We start from the raw sequence: 15,912 nt of genomic DNA, 5'->3' as shown, positions 1-15,912 counted from the left end.
CTGATCAAAACCATCGCGATGGAAGACGGTCTGCGTTTCGCTATCCGTGAAGGCGGTCGTACCGTCGGCGCTGGCGTCGTAGCCAAAATCATCGAATAAGCGGTTGTAATGTATTTTTCGGGCCGGCATAATGGTCGGCCTGATTTTGTTTTAGGTCAGTAGCTCAATTGGCAGAGCGACGGTCTCCAAAACCGTAGGTTGGGGGTTCGATTCCCTCCTGACCTGCCAGATTCACTCGGTGTGTCTGGCTTTCTTTTCACAGGATCTTCATAGATGACTCCTAACGCTGAAGCTCAAGGCTCTCGCTTCGATCTGCTCAAGTGGCTTGTAGTAGTCGCTTTGGTGGTTGTTGGCGTTGTTGGCAATCAGTATTACGCTGCTTCGCCGATCCTGTACCGTGTACTCGCTTTGCTTGCCATTGCTGCTGTAGCTGCCTTTGTAGGCCTGCAGACCGCGAAGGGCAAGTCTTTCTTTGTACTCGTTAAGGAAGCTCGTACCGAGATTCGTAAAGTCGTGTGGCCAACTCGCCAAGAAACCACGCAGACCACGCTGATTGTCGTGGCTGTTGTTCTGGTTATGGCGTTGCTGTTGTGGGGGCTTGATTCCCTGCTCGGCTGGCTTGTTTCCTTGATTGTCGGCTAAGGGTGTCCCGTGGCTAAGCGTTGGTATGTTGTGCATGCTTACTCGGGTTACGAGAAGCATGTGATGCGCTCGCTGATCGAGCGCGTAAAGCTGGCTGGCATGGAAGATGGCTTCGGCGAGATTCTGGTTCCCACTGAAGAAGTGGTTGAGATGCGTAACGGCCAGAAGCGCAAAAGCGAACGGAAGTTCTTCCCAGGCTATGTGCTGGTCCAAATGGATATGAACGAGGGTACTTGGCACTTGGTCAAGGATACTCCTCGGGTGATGGGTTTCATTGGCGGTACTGCCGACAAGCCTGCACCAATTACCGATAAAGAGGCAGAAGCGATTCTGCGTCGCGTTGCTGATGGTAGCGACAAACCTAAGCCGAAGACGTTGTTCGAGCCAGGTGAGACGGTACGTGTCAACGACGGTCCATTCGCTGATTTCAATGGCGTTGTGGAAGAAGTTAACTACGAAAAGAGCCGGATCCAAGTGGCGGTGCTCATTTTCGGTCGCTCTACTCCGGTGGAGCTCGAGTTCAGTCAGGTCGAGAAGGTCTAACTGGATAAGCAATCCCAACCCCGCAGCCTTAGGCTGTGGGGTTTTGTCGTCACTGGGATAAACGCGCAAGTAACCGGGGAGCCTTTCGAGGCGTTCGAACCCGTAATTGGAGTGCCTCATGGCCAAGAAGATTACCGCTTACATCAAGCTGCAAGTGAAGGCCGCTCAGGCTAACCCAAGTCCACCTGTTGGTCCTGCTCTGGGTCAGCACGGCGTGAACATCATGGAATTCTGCAAGGCTTTCAACGCTCGTACTCAGGGTCTTGAGCCAGGTCTGCCGACTCCAGTGATCATCACTGTCTACAGCGACCGTAGCTTCACTTTCGAAACCAAATCCACCCCTGCTTCGGTTCTGCTGAAGAAGGCGGCCGGTCTGACCAGCGGTTCCGCTCGTCCGAACACCGTTAAGGTTGGCACTGTAACCCGTGCTCAGCTGGAAGAAATCGCGAAAACCAAAAACGCGGATCTGACTGCAGCTGATATGGATGCAGCCGTGCGTACTATCGCCGGTTCTGCTCGTAGCATGGGCCTTAACGTGGAGGGTGTGTAATGGCTAAGCTGACCAAGCGTCAAAAGGCTATCGCCGGCAAAATCGAAGCAGGCAAGGCCTACAACATTGTAGACGCCGCTGCTCTGCTGGCCGAGCTGTCGACTGTCAAGTTCAGCGAGTCGTTCGACGTTGCTGTAAACCTGGGTGTAGACCCGCGTAAATCCGACCAGGTTGTTCGTAGCGCTACTGTGCTGCCACACGGCACTGGCAAGACCGTTCGCGTAGCTGTGTTCACCCAGGGTCCAGCTGCTGAGGCCGCTCTGGCTGCCGGCGCTGACCGTGTAGGTATGGACGACCTGGCTGCTGAAATGAAAGGCGGCGACCTGAACTATGACGTAGTGATCGCATCCCCGGATGCCATGCGTGTTGTAGGTCAGTTGGGTCAGATCCTCGGTCCACGTGGCCTGATGCCTAACCCGAAAGTCGGCACCGTAACTCCAGACGTAGCCAACGCAGTTAAAAACGCCAAGGCTGGTCAGGTTCGTTATCGCACCGACAAAAACGGCATCATCCACACTTCCGTTGGCAAGATCGGCTTCGACGCCGTCAAGCTGAAGGAAAACGTTGAAGCCCTGATCGCTGATCTGAAGCGTATCAAGCCAGCTTCTTCGAAAGGTATTTACGTCAAGCGCGTTACCCTGAGCACCACCATGGGCCCAGGTCTGGTTATCGATCAGAGCTCGCTCGACGCGTAAGACAAAGGTTGGCGCGGATTGCCGCGCCAATTGAAAGATTGGGGTCCCTGCCTGGCGGGGGCTATCCAAGACCGTAGGCGGCGCAAGCCTTAAACCTCAAGCCTACGCAGATGGTGCTCCCGGTTCCTTACCGAATCAGACACCAAAACGACATTCGGTTCCGATCGAATGAAACGGTAACAAGCAGGAGTTAAACCCGTGGCAATTAATCTCGAAGACAAGAAGGCCATCGTCGCTGAAGTCAACGAGGCTGCCAAAGTCGCTCTGTCCGCTGTCGTGGTTGATGCACGTGGCGTAACAGTAGGCGCAATGACCGGACTCCGTAAAGAGGCTCGTGAAGCTGGCGTTTACGTACGTGTTGTACGTAACACCCTGCTCAAGCGCGCTGTTGCTGACACTCAATACAGTGTCCTCAACGACGTGTTCACCGGCCCGACCCTGATTGCATTCTCCAACGAACATCCGGGCGCTGCTGCCCGTATCTTCAAAGAGTTTGCGAAGGGTCAGGACAAGTTCGAGATCAAGGCAGCTGCGTTCGAGGGCAAGTTCCTCGCAGCTAATCAGATCGACGTACTGGCAACCCTGCCGACCCGTGACGAAGCAATTTCTCAGCTGATGAGCGTGATTCAAGGCGCTACCAGCAAATTGGCTCGTACTCTGGCGGCAATTCGCGACCAGAAAGAAGCTGCCGCAGCCTAAGGCTCGTCACTTCTCGCGTTTTTTGTTTATTTCGATGGTCGCGTAGGCCGTCCCCCAATTCAGGAATTGAGTCATGTCTCTGACTAACGAACAAATCATCGAAGCAATCGGCCAGAAATCCGTAGTGGAAATCGTTGAGCTGATCAAAGCGATGGAAGAAACCTTCGGCGTTACCGCTGCTGCCGCTTCGGCTGGTCCAGCTGCTGCTGCCGCTGTTGTTGAAGAGCAAACCGAGTTCAACGTTGTTCTGCTGGAAGCTGGCGAGAAGAAGGTTAACGTGATCAAGGCAGTTCGTGAACTGACCGGTCTGGGCCTGAAAGAAGCCAAAGAGAAAGTAGACGGCGCTCCTCAGGTTGTAGCTGAAGGCGTTTCGAAAGAAGCGGCTGAAGACGCCAAGAAGAAGCTGGAAGAAGCAGGCGCTAAAGTCGAGCTGAAGTAAGCATCGACTTTGCTCCTCCAGCCCGAGCGTCAAGCGACAGGCTGATGGCTGGTGGCTCTTGCCACCGGCCTTTTTCCGTTATTGGCAGCCGACTGGGTCGGTGCCGGTAAAGGCGCTGTAACCACCCGATGCGGTGGCGCAAACCATGGGGTTTGCACGATTTTCTGGCTGCTCCCGTCGGGAGGGGCCAAACAAGCAGGTGACCAAGCTGGGGAACGCTGATGGCTTACTCATATACTGAGAAAAAACGTATCCGCAAGGACTTTAGCAAGTTGCCGGACGTCATGGATGTGCCTTACCTCCTGGCCATCCAGCTGGATTCGTATCGTGAATTCTTGCAAGCGGGAGCGACTAAAGATCAGTTCCGCGACGTGGGCCTGCATGCGGCCTTCAAATCCGTTTTCCCGATCATCAGCTACTCCGGCAATGCTGCGCTGGAGTACGTCGGTTATCGCCTGGGCGAACCGGCATTTGATGTCAAAGAATGCGTATTGCGCGGTGTAACTTTCGCCGTACCTTTGCGGGTAAAAGTGCGCCTGATCATTTTCGACAAAGAATCGTCGAACAAAGCGATCAAGGACATCAAAGAGCAAGAAGTCTACATGGGTGAAATCCCCCTGATGACTGAGAACGGTACCTTCGTAATCAACGGTACCGAGCGTGTTATCGTTTCCCAGCTGCACCGTTCCCCGGGCGTGTTCTTCGACCACGACCGCGGCAAGACGCACAGCTCCGGCAAACTGCTGTACTCGGCTCGCATCATTCCTTACCGCGGTTCGTGGCTGGACTTCGAATTCGACCCGAAAGACTGCGTCTTCGTGCGTATCGACCGTCGTCGCAAACTGCCGGCTTCGGTACTGCTGCGCGCACTCGGTTACACCACCGAAGAAGTGCTGGACGCGTTCTACACCACCAACGTATTCCACCTGAGTGGCGAAACCCTTAGCCTGGAACTGGTGCCATCGCGCCTGCGTGGTGAAGTTGCGGTTCTGGACATCCAGGACGAGAAGGGCAAGGTCATCGTTGAGCAAGGCCGTCGTATTACCGCGCGCCACATCAACCAGATCGAAAAAGCCGGTATCAAGACGCTGGACGTGCCACTGGACTACGTCCTCGGCCGCACCACCGCCAAGGCTATCGTGCACCCGGCCACCGGCGAAATCCTGGCCGAATGCAACACCGAGCTGAACACTGAAGTCCTGGCAAAAATCGCCAAGGCTCAGGTCGTTCGCATCGAGACCCTGTACACCAACGACATCGACTGCGGTCCGTTCGTCTCCGACACGCTGAAGATCGACTCCACCAGCAACCAATTGGAAGCGCTGGTCGAGATCTATCGCATGATGCGTCCAGGCGAGCCGCCAACCAAAGACGCTGCCGAGACCCTGTTCAACAACCTGTTCTTCAGCCCTGAGCGCTATGACCTGTCTGCGGTCGGCCGAATGAAGTTCAACCGTCGTATCGGTCGTACCGAGATCGAAGGTTCGGGCGTGCTGTGCAAGGAAGACATCGTCGCGGTATTGAAGACTCTGGTCGACATCCGTAACGGTAAAGGCATCGTCGATGACATCGACCACCTGGGTAACCGTCGTGTTCGCTGCGTAGGCGAAATGGCCGAGAACCAGTTCCGCGTTGGCCTGGTACGTGTTGAGCGTGCGGTCAAAGAGCGTCTGTCGATGGCTGAAAGCGAAGGCCTGATGCCGCAAGACCTGATCAACGCCAAGCCAGTGGCTGCGGCGGTGAAAGAGTTCTTCGGTTCCAGCCAGCTCTCGCAGTTCATGGACCAGAACAACCCGCTGTCCGAGATCACCCACAAGCGTCGTGTCTCCGCGCTCGGCCCTGGTGGTCTGACTCGTGAGCGCGCAGGCTTCGAAGTCCGTGACGTACACCCGACTCACTACGGTCGTGTCTGCCCGATTGAAACGCCGGAAGGTCCGAACATCGGTCTGATCAACTCCCTGGCTGCGTACGCTCGCACCAACCAGTACGGCTTCCTGGAAAGCCCGTACCGCGTGGTGAAAGAGGGCGTGGTTACCGACGAGATCGTGTTCCTGTCCGCTATCGAAGAAGCCGATCACGTGATCGCGCAGGCTTCGGCGACCATGAACGAGCAGAAAGTCCTGATCGACGAACTGGTAGCCGTACGTCACCTGAACGAATTCACCGTCAAGGCGCCGGAAGACGTCACCCTGATGGACGTTTCGCCGAAGCAGGTTGTGTCGGTTGCAGCGTCGCTGATTCCGTTCCTCGAGCACGACGACGCCAACCGTGCGTTGATGGGTTCGAACATGCAGCGTCAGGCTGTACCGACTCTGCGCGCTGACAAGCCGCTGGTAGGTACCGGCATGGAGCGTAACGTAGCCCGTGACTCCGGCGTTTGCGTCGTGGCTCGTCGTGGTGGCGTGATCGATTCCGTCGACGCCAGCCGTATCGTGGTTCGTGTTGCCGATGACGAAGTTGAAACCGGTGAAGCCGGTGTCGACATCTACAACCTGACCAAATACACCCGCTCGAACCAGAACACCTGCATCAACCAGCGTCCGCTGGTGCGTAAAGGTGATCGCGTTCAGCGTAGCGACATCATGGCCGACGGTCCGTCCACCGACATGGGTGAACTGGCACTGGGTCAAAACATGCGCATCGCGTTCATGGCATGGAACGGCTTCAACTTCGAAGACTCCATCTGCCTGTCCGAGCGTGTGGTTCAGGAAGACCGCTTCACCACGATCCACATTCAGGAACTGACCTGTGTGGCCCGTGACACCAAGCTTGGCCCAGAGGAAATCACTGCGGACATCCCGAACGTGGGTGAAGCCGCACTGAACAAGCTGGACGAAGCCGGTATCGTTTACGTAGGTGCTGAAGTAGGCGCAGGCGACATCCTGGTCGGCAAGGTCACTCCGAAAGGCGAGACCCAACTGACTCCGGAAGAAAAGCTGCTGCGTGCGATTTTCGGTGAAAAAGCCAGCGACGTTAAAGACACCTCCCTGCGCGTGCCAACCGGCACCAAAGGTACTGTCATCGACGTACAGGTCTTCACCCGTGACGGCGTTGAGCGTGATGCTCGTGCACTGTCGATCGAGAAGTCCCAGCTGGACGAGATCCGCAAGGATCTGAACGAAGAGTTCCGCATCGTTGAAGGCGCGACTTTCGAACGTCTGCGTTCCGCTCTGGTAGGCCACAAGGCCGAAGGCGGCGCCGGCCTGAAGAAAGGTCAGGACATCACCGACGAAGTTCTCGACGGTCTTGAGCACGGCCAGTGGTTCAAACTGCGCATGGCTGAAGATGCTCTGAACGAGCAGCTCGAGAAGGCTCAGGCCTACATCGTTGATCGTCGCCGTCTGCTGGACGACAAGTTCGAAGACAAGAAGCGCAAACTGCAGCAGGGCGATGACCTGGCTCCAGGCGTGCTGAAAATCGTCAAGGTTTACCTGGCAATCCGTCGCCGCATCCAGCCGGGCGACAAGATGGCCGGTCGTCACGGTAACAAGGGTGTGGTTTCCGTGATCATGCCTGTTGAAGACATGCCGCACGATGCCAATGGCACCCCGGTCGACGTGGTCCTCAACCCGCTGGGCGTACCTTCGCGTATGAACGTTGGTCAGATTCTCGAAACCCACCTGGGCCTCGCGGCCAAAGGTCTGGGCGAGAAGATCAACCGGATGGTCGAAGAGCAGCGTAAAGTGGCTGAGCTGCGCACCTTCCTGGACGAGATCTACAACCAGATCGGCGGTCGTAACGAAGATCTGGACAGCTTCTCCGATCAGGAAATCCTCGATCTGGCGAACAACCTGCGTGGCGGCGTTCCAATGGCCACTCCAGTGTTCGACGGCGCCAAGGAAAGCGAAATCAAGGCCATGCTGAAACTGGCAGACCTGCCGGAAAGCGGCCAGATGCAGCTGACTGACGGCCGTACCGGCAACAAGTTCGAGCGTCCAGTTACCGTTGGCTACATGTACATGCTGAAGCTGAACCACTTGGTAGACGACAAGATGCACGCGCGTTCTACCGGTTCTTACAGCCTGGTTACCCAGCAGCCGCTGGGTGGTAAGGCGCAGTTCGGTGGTCAGCGTTTCGGGGAGATGGAGGTCTGGGCACTGGAAGCATACGGTGCTGCTTACACTCTGCAAGAAATGCTCACAGTGAAGTCGGACGATGTGAACGGCCGTACCAAGATGTACAAGAACATCGTGGATGGCGATCACCGTATGGAGCCGGGCATGCCCGAGTCCTTCAACGTGTTGATCAAGGAAATTCGTTCCCTCGGCATCGATATCGATCTGGAAACCGAATAACACGTGACGCGAATCGAGAGCGGGGCAGGACTGCCCGCTCTCTGCTCCGCCAGGAGGAAAGGCCTTGAAAGACCTACTGAATTTGCTGAAAAACCAGGGTCAAGTCGAAGAGTTCGACGCCATCCGTATCGGATTGGCCTCGCCGGAGATGATCCGTTCGTGGTCGTTCGGTGAAGTTAAAAAGCCGGAAACCATCAACTACCGTACGTTCAAACCTGAGCGTGATGGTCTGTTCTGCGCCAAGATCTTTGGCCCGGTAAAGGATTACGAGTGCCTGTGCGGTAAGTACAAGCGCTTGAAGCACCGTGGTGTGATCTGCGAGAAGTGCGGCGTTGAAGTTGCACTGGCCAAGGTTCGTCGTGAGCGCATGGCGCACATCGAACTGGCTTCGCCGGTTGCCCACATCTGGTTCCTGAAATCGCTGCCGTCCCGTATCGGCTTGCTGATGGACATGACCCTGCGTGATATCGAACGCGTTCTCTACTTCGAGAGCTATGTCGTTATCGATCCAGGCATGACCACCCTTGAAAAAGGTCAGCTGCTGAACGACGAGCAGTACTTCGAAGCGCTGGAAGAGTTCGGTGACGATTTCGACGCCCGCATGGGTGCCGAAGCTGTCCGTGAACTGCTGCACGCTATCGACCTGGAGCACGAGATTGGCCGTCTGCGCGAAGAGATTCCGCAAACCAACTCGGAAACCAAGATCAAGAAGCTGTCCAAGCGTCTGAAGTTGATGGAAGCCTTCCAGGGTTCCGGCAACCTGCCAGAGTGGATGGTGCTGACCGTTCTGCCGGTTCTGCCGCCAGATCTGCGTCCACTGGTCCCGCTGGATGGCGGTCGTTTCGCGACTTCCGACCTCAACGATCTGTATCGTCGAGTGATCAACCGTAACAACCGTTTGAAGCGCCTGCTGGATCTGTCCGCTCCGGACATCATCGTGCGCAACGAAAAGCGTATGTTGCAGGAAGCGGTCGATGCACTGCTCGACAACGGTCGTCGTGGCCGCGCTATCACAGGCTCCAACAAGCGTCCTCTGAAGTCCCTGGCTGACATGATCAAGGGTAAGCAGGGTCGTTTCCGTCAGAACTTGCTCGGTAAGCGTGTTGACTACTCCGGTCGTTCGGTAATTACCGTAGGCCCGACCCTGCGTCTGCACCAGTGCGGTCTGCCGAAGAAGATGGCTCTCGAGCTGTTCAAGCCGTTCATTTTCGGCAAGCTGGAAATGCGTGGTCTGGCGACCACCATCAAAGCGGCCAAGAAAATGGTCGAGCGCGAGCTGCCAGAGGTTTGGGACGTTCTCGCTGAAGTGATTCGCGAACACCCGGTCCTGCTCAACCGTGCACCGACCCTTCACCGTCTGGGTATCCAGGCGTTTGAACCGGTACTGATCGAAGGTAAGGCTATCCAGCTGCACCCGCTGGTCTGCGCCGCGTACAACGCCGACTTCGACGGCGACCAAATGGCCGTGCACGTACCGCTGACACTGGAAGCCCAGCTCGAAGCGCGTGCGTTGATGATGTCGACCAACAACATCCTGTCGCCAGCCAACGGTGAGCCAATCATCGTTCCGTCGCAGGACGTTGTATTGGGTCTGTACTACATGACTCGTGAAGCGATCAACGCCAAAGGCGAAGGTCGTGTGTTCGCGGATCTGCAGGAAGTTGACCGTGTGTTCCGTGCCGGCGAAGCCGCACTGCACGCCAAGGTTAAAGTACGTATCAACGAAACCGTCAATGACCGTGACGGCAACAGCGTGAGCGGTACCCGTATCGTCGACACCACTGTCGGCCGTGCGCTGCTGTTCCAGGTTGTGCCAAAAGGTCTGTCGTACGACGTCGTCAACCTGCCGATGAAGAAAAAGGCGATCTCCAAGCTGATCAACCAGTGCTATCGCGTGGTTGGTCTGAAAGAGACCGTGATCTTCGCTGACCAGTTGATGTACACCGGTTTCGCTTATTCGACCATCTCCGGCGTTTCCATCGGTGTTAACGACTTCGTTATCCCTGACGAGAAAGCCCGCATCATCGGTGCAGCCACCGACGAAGTGAAAGAGATCGAGAGCCAGTACGCCTCCGGCCTGGTAACCCAGGGCGAGAAGTACAACAAAGTGATCGACCTCTGGTCGAAAGCGAACGATGAAGTTTCCAAGGCGATGATGGCCAACCTCTCGAAAGAGAAAGTCATCGACCGTCACGGCGACGAAGTCGACCAAGAGTCTTTCAACTCGATGTACATGATGGCCGACTCGGGTGCGCGGGGTTCCGCAGCACAGATTCGTCAGCTGGCCGGTATGCGTGGTCTGATGGCCAAGCCGGACGGTTCCATCATTGAAACGCCGATTACTGCGAACTTCCGTGAAGGTCTGAGCGTGCTTCAGTACTTCATCTCGACTCACGGTGCTCGTAAAGGTCTGGCGGATACCGCGTTGAAAACTGCGAACTCCGGTTACCTGACTCGTCGTCTGGTAGACGTGGCGCAGGATCTGGTAGTTACCGAGATCGATTGCGGCACCGAACACGGTCTGCTGATGACTCCGCACATTGAAGGCGGTGACGTTGTAGAGCCGTTGGGTGAGCGCGTATTGGGTCGTGTGATTGCCCGTGACGTATTCAAGCCAGGTACCGAGGACGTTATCGTTCCTGCCGGCACTCTGGTTGACGAGAAGTGGGTCGAGTTCATCGAGCTGAACAGCATCGACGAAGTGATCGTGCGTTCGCCGATCAGCTGCGAAACCCGTTACGGCATTTGCGCCAAGTGCTACGGCCGTGATCTGGCTCGTGGTCACCAGGTGAACATCGGTGAAGCGGTCGGCGTTATCGCTGCCCAGTCCATCGGTGAGCCGGGTACCCAGCTGACCATGCGTACGTTCCACATCGGTGGTGCGGCAAGCCGTACTTCCGCAGCCGACAGCGTTCAGGTGAAGAATGGCGGTACTGTCCGTCTGCACAACCTGAAGCACGTTGAGCGAGTGGATGGCCACCTGGTTGCTGTGTCCCGTTCCGGGGAGCTGGCAATCGCTGACGATTTCGGTCGTGAGCGCGAGCGTTACAAGCTGCCGTACGGTGCTGTGATCTCGGTCAAGGAAGGTGACAAGGTCGACGCTGGCGCAATCGTGGCCAAGTGGGATCCGCACACTCACCCGATCGTTACTGAAATGAAAGGTACCGTGACCTACGTGGGCATGGAAGAAGGCATCACGATCAAGCGTCAGACTGACGAATTGACCGGTATGACCAACATTGAAGTACTCGACGCGAAAGATCGTCCAGCTGCCGGTAAGGAAATCCGTCCAGCAGTGAAGATGGTCGACGACAACGGCAAGGATCTGTTGCTGCCAGGCACTGACGTTATCGCTCAGTACTTCCTGCCAGCCAACGCCCTGGTCGGTGTGGCTGACGGTGCGAAGATTGCGATCGGTGATGTTATCGCTCGTATCCCGCAGGAAACTTCGAAGACCCGTGACATCACCGGTGGTCTGCCGCGTGTTGCCGACCTGTTCGAAGCCCGCCGTCCGAAAGAAGCGTCGATTCTGGCAGAAGTCAGCGGCACCATCGCGTTCGGTAAGGAGACCAAAGGCAAGCGCCGTCTGGTCATTACCCCGAACGACGGTAGCGATCCGTACGAAGAGCTGATTCCGAAGTGGCGTCACCTGAACGTCTTCGAAGGCGAACAGGTAAACCGCGGCGAAGTTATCTCCGACGGTCCAAGCGATCCGCACGACATCCTGCGTCTGCTGGGTGTGAGCGCGCTGGCCAAGTACATCGTCAACGAGATCCAGGACGTTTATCGTCTGCAAGGCGTGAAGATCAACGACAAGCACATCGAGACCATCCTGCGTCAGATGCTGCGTAAAGTTGAGATCTCCGAGTCTGGCGATTCCAGCTTCATCAAGGGCGACCAGATGGAACTGACTCACGTTCTGGTCGAGAACGAGCGTCTGAGCACGGAAGACAAGTTTGTCTCCAAGTTCACTCGCGTTCTGCTGGGTATCACCAAGGCGTCGTTGTCCACCGAATCGTTCATCTCGGCGGCTTCCTTCCAGGAAACCACCCGCGTACTGACCGAAGCGGCAGTCACCGGCAAGCGCGATTACCTGCGCGGCCTGAAAGAAAACGTAGTCGTGGGTCGTCTGATCCCGGCTGGTACCGGTCTTGCCTATCACAGCGAGCGCAAGCGTCGCCGTGATGCCGACAAGCCGTTGCGCGTAAGCGCCAGTGAAGTGGAAGCTGCACTGACCGAAGCGCTGAACTCGAGCGGTAACTGAGTTCTGCGATAAACGAGCGTAAGGCCCTGATCGCTCCGTTCGTCGAATCGAGACATTTAGTCGAGGTTCGACGGGCGGGGAGGTCGGGGCCTTGCCTTGACTGGAATCAAGATCCTCTTTAGACTCTTGATCCCCTAAATTTGGCGGGAATTCGTTCCTGCCATTTTGCTTTTCTTGCAAGACAATAGCGTCGCAAGACAACAGTGGAGCTAGTAGATGGCAACTATCAACCAGCTGGTACGTCAGCCGCGTAAGCGTATCGTCGAGAAATCCGACGTACCTGCGCTGCAGAACTGCCCGCAACGTCGTGGCGTGTGCACCCGTGTGTACACCACCACGCCGAAAAAACCTAACTCGGCACTGCGTAAAGTATGCCGTGTGCGTCTGACCAACGGTTTCGAGGTTTCCTCGTACATCGGTGGTGAAGGCCACAACCTGCAAGAGCACAGCGTGGTACTGATCCGCGGCGGTCGTGTAAAAGACTTGCCAGGTGTTCGTTACCACACCGTTCGCGGCTCCTTGGATACCTCCGGCGTTAAAGGCCGTAACCAGGGTCGTTCGAAGTACGGTACCAAGCGTCCGAAGTAATCGGCCGTTTTGCAGATTTTTATTTTATTGAGTCGATAAGAGTAAGGTCGGGCACGCATCCTCCGGATCTGTCCCGAGCTAACCTGAAGACCGCTTGAGGGCTTATCATGCCAAGACGTCGCGTAGCAGCAAAGCGTGAGATTCTGGACGATCCGAAATACGGAAGCCAGATCCTCGCCAAATTCATGAACCACGTTATGGAAAGCGGCAAGAAAGCCGTTGCCGAGCGTATCGTTTATGGTGCCCTGGAAACCGTTGCGGCCCGTAAGGCTGGCACCGATCCCCTGGAACTCTTCGAAAAAGCACTCGACGCCATCGCTCCGCTGGTCGAAGTGAAGTCGCGCCGCGTTGGTGGTGCTACTTACCAGGTTCCGGTCGAGGTTCGTCCTTCCCGTCGTAACGCTCTGGCAATGCGCTGGTTGGTAGACTTCGCCCGTAAGCGCGGCGAGAAGTCTATGGCTCTGCGTTTGGCTGGCGAACTGCTGGATGCTGCTGAAGGTAAAGGTGCTGCTGTTAAGAAGCGTGAAGACGTGCACCGTATGGCCGAAGCTAACAAAGCTTTCTCGCACTACCGCTTCTAATTTTAGCTTCACTAATTTTGCGAGGGCTTTATGGCTCGTACTACTCCGATTAGCCGCTACCGTAACATCGGTATCGTCGCTCACGTGGATGCTGGTAAAACCACCACCACCGAGCGCGTACTGTTTTACACCGGCAAAAGTCACAAAATGGGCGAGGTGCATGATGGCGCCGCGACCACAGACTGGATGGTTCAGGAGCAGGAGCGTGGTATTACCATTACTTCTGCTGCCATTACCGCCTTCTGGAAAGGTTCCGAAAAGCAGTACTCTCACGAGCACCGTTTCAACGTAATCGATACCCCGGGCCACGTTGACTTCACCATTGAAGTTGAGCGCTCCCTGCGCGTACTTGACGGCGCTGTCGTTGTGTTCTGCGGTACTTCGGGTGTTGAGCCGCAGTCGGAAACCGTATGGCGTCAAGCCAACAAATACGGCGTTCCACGTCTTGTTTACGTAAACAAGATGGACCGTGCCGGCGCCAACTTCCTGCGCGTGATCGGTCAGATCAAGCAGCGTCTGGGTCACACTCCGGTGCCGATCCAGTTGGCCATCGGTTCCGAAGACAACTTCCAGGGTCAGATCGATCTGATCAACATGCAAGCTGTCTACTGGAACGACTCCGACAAAGGTATGGTCCCTGTTCGCAAGGACATTCCTGCCGAGCTGCAAGAGCTGGCTGAAGAGTGGCGCAACAACATGGTTGAAGCTGCCGCCGAAGCCAACGAAGAGCTGATGAACAAGTACCTGGAAGGCGAAGAGCTGTCGATCGAAGAGATCAAGGCTGCTTTGCGTCAGCGTACTATCGCCGGCGAAATCGTTCTGGCCGTTTGCGGTTCTTCGTTCAAGAACAAGGGTGTTCCCCTGGTTCTCGACGCCGTTATCGACTACCTGCCTGCTCCGACCGACATTCCTGCTATCAAGGGTTCCAACCCTGATAACGAGGAAGAAGAGATGGAGCGTCATGCAGACGACAACGAGCCTTTCGCGGCTCTGGCGTTCAAGATCGCTACCGACCCATTCGTGGGTACTCTGACCTTCGTCCGCGTTTACTCGGGCGTGTTGAACTCCGGCGACGGCGTGATCAACTCGGTCAAAGGCAAGAAAGAGCGCGTGGGTCGTATGGTGCAGATGCACGCAAACGCCCGCGAAGAGATCAAGGAAGTACGCGCTGGCGACATCGCGGCCCTGATCGGCATGAAGGACGTCACCACTGGTGAAACCCTCTGCAACGCTGACAAGCCAATCATCCTGGTTCGCATGGACTTCCCGGAGCCGGTTATTTCGGTTGCCGTAGAGCCCAAGACCAAGGATGACCAGGAAAAAATGGGTATCGCTCTGGGCAAACTCGCTCAGGAAGACCCGTCTTTCCGCGTTAAAACTGATGAAGAGACTGGTCAGACGATCATCTCCGGCATGGGCGAGTTGCACCTGGACATCCTGGTTGACCGGATGCGCCGTGAGTTCAACGTCGAAGCCAACATCGGCAAGCCTCAGGTTTCCTATCGTGAGCGCATCACGAAGAACTGTGAAATCGAAGGCAAGTTCGTTCGTCAGTCCGGTGGTCGCGGCCAGTTCGGTCACTGCTGGATCCGTTTTGCTCCTGCTGACGAAGGTCAGGAAGGTCTGCAATTCGTGAACGAAGTTGTAGGTGGTGTGGTTCCTAAGGAATACATCCCGGCTATCCAGAAGGGTATCGAAGAGCAGATGAAGAACGGCGTTGTTGCCGGCTATCCGCTGATCGGCCTGAAGGCTACCGTGTTCGATGGTTCTTACCACGACGTCGACTCCAACGAGATGGCGTTCAAGGTGGCTGCTTCCATGGCGACCAAGCAACTGGCCCAGAAGGGCGGTGGTGAGTTGCTCGAGCCGATCATGGCGGTAGAGGTTGTTACGCCTGAAGACTATATGGGTGATGTGATGGGCGACCTTAACCGTCGTCGCGGCATGATCCAGGGTATGGAAGACACAGTGTCCGGCAAGGTTATCCGTGCCGAGGTTCCACTGGGTGAGATGTTCGGTTATGCGACCGACGTTCGTTCCATGTCTCAGGGTCGCGCAAGCTACTCTATGGAATTCAAAAAATACGATACGGCTCCGTCGCACATCGTCGAATCCGTAACCAAAAAACAAGGCTGATTCAGCCCCTTTAGGCTAGGAGTTAATTGTCGTGGCTAAAGAAAAATTTGATCGTTCCCTACCGCACGTCAACGTTGGCACCATTGGTCACGTTGACCACGGTAAAACCACTCTGACTGCTGCTCTGACTCGCGTCTGCTCCGAAGTTTTCGGTTCGGCCGTCGTTGAATTCGACAAGATCGACAGCGCACCAGAAGAAAAAGCTCGCGGTATCACCATCAACACCGCTCACGTTGAGTACAACTCGACTATTCGTCACTACGCTCACGTTGACTGCCCAGGTCACGCTGACTACGTGAAGAACATGATCACCGGTGCTGCCCAGATGGACGGCGCGATCCTGGTTTGCTCGGCCGCTGATGGTCCGATGCCACAAACCCGTGAGCACATCCTGCTGTCCCGTCAGGTAGGCGTTCCGTACATCGTGGTTTTCCTGAACAAGGCTGACCTGGTAGACGACGCTGAGCTGCTGGAACTGGT

Annotated in this window: 13 protein-coding genes and 1 tRNA gene; all 14 read left to right on the top strand. The window is 56.1% G+C overall.

The features are described 5' to 3' along the window. A partial coding sequence (locus AC0Z4S_RS26365) for an EF-Tu C-terminal domain-related protein (RefSeq protein ID WP_456239168.1) occupies positions 1-99 on the top strand: 99 nt, incomplete at its 5' end. Positions 100-152: 53 nt separating this feature from the next. Next, positions 153-228 (top strand) — tRNA-Trp (locus AC0Z4S_RS26360). Positions 229-273: 45 nt separating this feature from the next. Continuing rightward, the gene (gene secE, locus AC0Z4S_RS26355; protein WP_253496296.1) at positions 274-642 is read left to right on the top strand and encodes a preprotein translocase subunit SecE; all 369 of its coding nucleotides are present in this window, start codon (positions 274-276) and stop codon (positions 640-642) included. Between the two features lie 9 nt (positions 643-651). After that, positions 652-1,185 (top strand): transcription termination/antitermination protein NusG, encoded by a 534-nt coding sequence (gene nusG, locus AC0Z4S_RS26350; protein WP_007957598.1) that lies wholly within the window; start codon positions 652-654, stop codon positions 1,183-1,185. Between the two features lie 118 nt (positions 1,186-1,303). Then, the gene (gene rplK / locus AC0Z4S_RS26345; protein ID WP_003176435.1) at positions 1,304-1,735 is read left to right on the top strand and encodes a 50S ribosomal protein L11; all 432 of its coding nucleotides are present in this window, start codon (positions 1,304-1,306) and stop codon (positions 1,733-1,735) included. Then, positions 1,735-2,430 (top strand): 50S ribosomal protein L1, encoded by a 696-nt coding sequence (gene rplA / locus AC0Z4S_RS26340; protein ID WP_024014523.1) that lies wholly within the window; start codon positions 1,735-1,737, stop codon positions 2,428-2,430. Before rplK ends, rplA begins: the two co-directional genes overlap by 1 nt. Positions 2,431-2,628: 198 nt before the next feature. Beyond that, the gene (gene rplJ, locus AC0Z4S_RS26335) at positions 2,629-3,129 is read left to right on the top strand and encodes a 50S ribosomal protein L10 (protein ID WP_008081912.1); all 501 of its coding nucleotides are present in this window, start codon (positions 2,629-2,631) and stop codon (positions 3,127-3,129) included. Between the two features lie 73 nt (positions 3,130-3,202). Beyond that, positions 3,203-3,568 (top strand): 50S ribosomal protein L7/L12, encoded by a 366-nt coding sequence (rplL, locus tag AC0Z4S_RS26330; RefSeq protein ID WP_003228750.1) that lies wholly within the window; start codon positions 3,203-3,205, stop codon positions 3,566-3,568. 221 nt (positions 3,569-3,789) lie between these two features. Then, positions 3,790-7,863, top strand: a complete 4,074-nt coding sequence (gene rpoB / locus AC0Z4S_RS26325; RefSeq protein ID WP_016772939.1) for a DNA-directed RNA polymerase subunit beta — start codon at positions 3,790-3,792, stop codon at positions 7,861-7,863. A gap of 64 nt (positions 7,864-7,927) precedes the next feature. Beyond that, positions 7,928-12,127, top strand: a complete 4,200-nt coding sequence (rpoC, locus tag AC0Z4S_RS26320) for a DNA-directed RNA polymerase subunit beta' (protein WP_253496293.1) — start codon at positions 7,928-7,930, stop codon at positions 12,125-12,127. Between the two features lie 216 nt (positions 12,128-12,343). Beyond that, positions 12,344-12,715 carry a 30S ribosomal protein S12 gene (gene rpsL, locus AC0Z4S_RS26315; RefSeq protein ID WP_003186084.1) on the top strand — a complete coding sequence of 124 codons (372 nt, stop codon included), beginning with the start codon at positions 12,344-12,346 and terminating at the stop codon, positions 12,713-12,715. A 107-nt stretch (positions 12,716-12,822) separates the two neighbouring features. Continuing rightward, positions 12,823-13,296 carry a 30S ribosomal protein S7 gene (gene rpsG / locus AC0Z4S_RS26310; protein ID WP_016772941.1) on the top strand — a complete coding sequence of 158 codons (474 nt, stop codon included), beginning with the start codon at positions 12,823-12,825 and terminating at the stop codon, positions 13,294-13,296. Between the two features lie 30 nt (positions 13,297-13,326). Continuing rightward, the gene (gene fusA, locus AC0Z4S_RS26305) at positions 13,327-15,432 is read left to right on the top strand and encodes an elongation factor G (protein ID WP_016772942.1); all 2,106 of its coding nucleotides are present in this window, start codon (positions 13,327-13,329) and stop codon (positions 15,430-15,432) included. 31 nt (positions 15,433-15,463) lie between these two features. After that, positions 15,464-15,912 (top strand): GTP-binding protein (locus AC0Z4S_RS26300; RefSeq protein WP_485625097.1); only part of this gene is annotated, 449 nt, incomplete at its 3' end.

Source organism: Pseudomonas sp. 1L-B-1-E-C1, assembly GCF_057291835.1.
The sequence above is the reverse complement of the archived record's forward strand: the minus strand, read 5'-3'. Positions and strand labels throughout refer to the sequence as shown.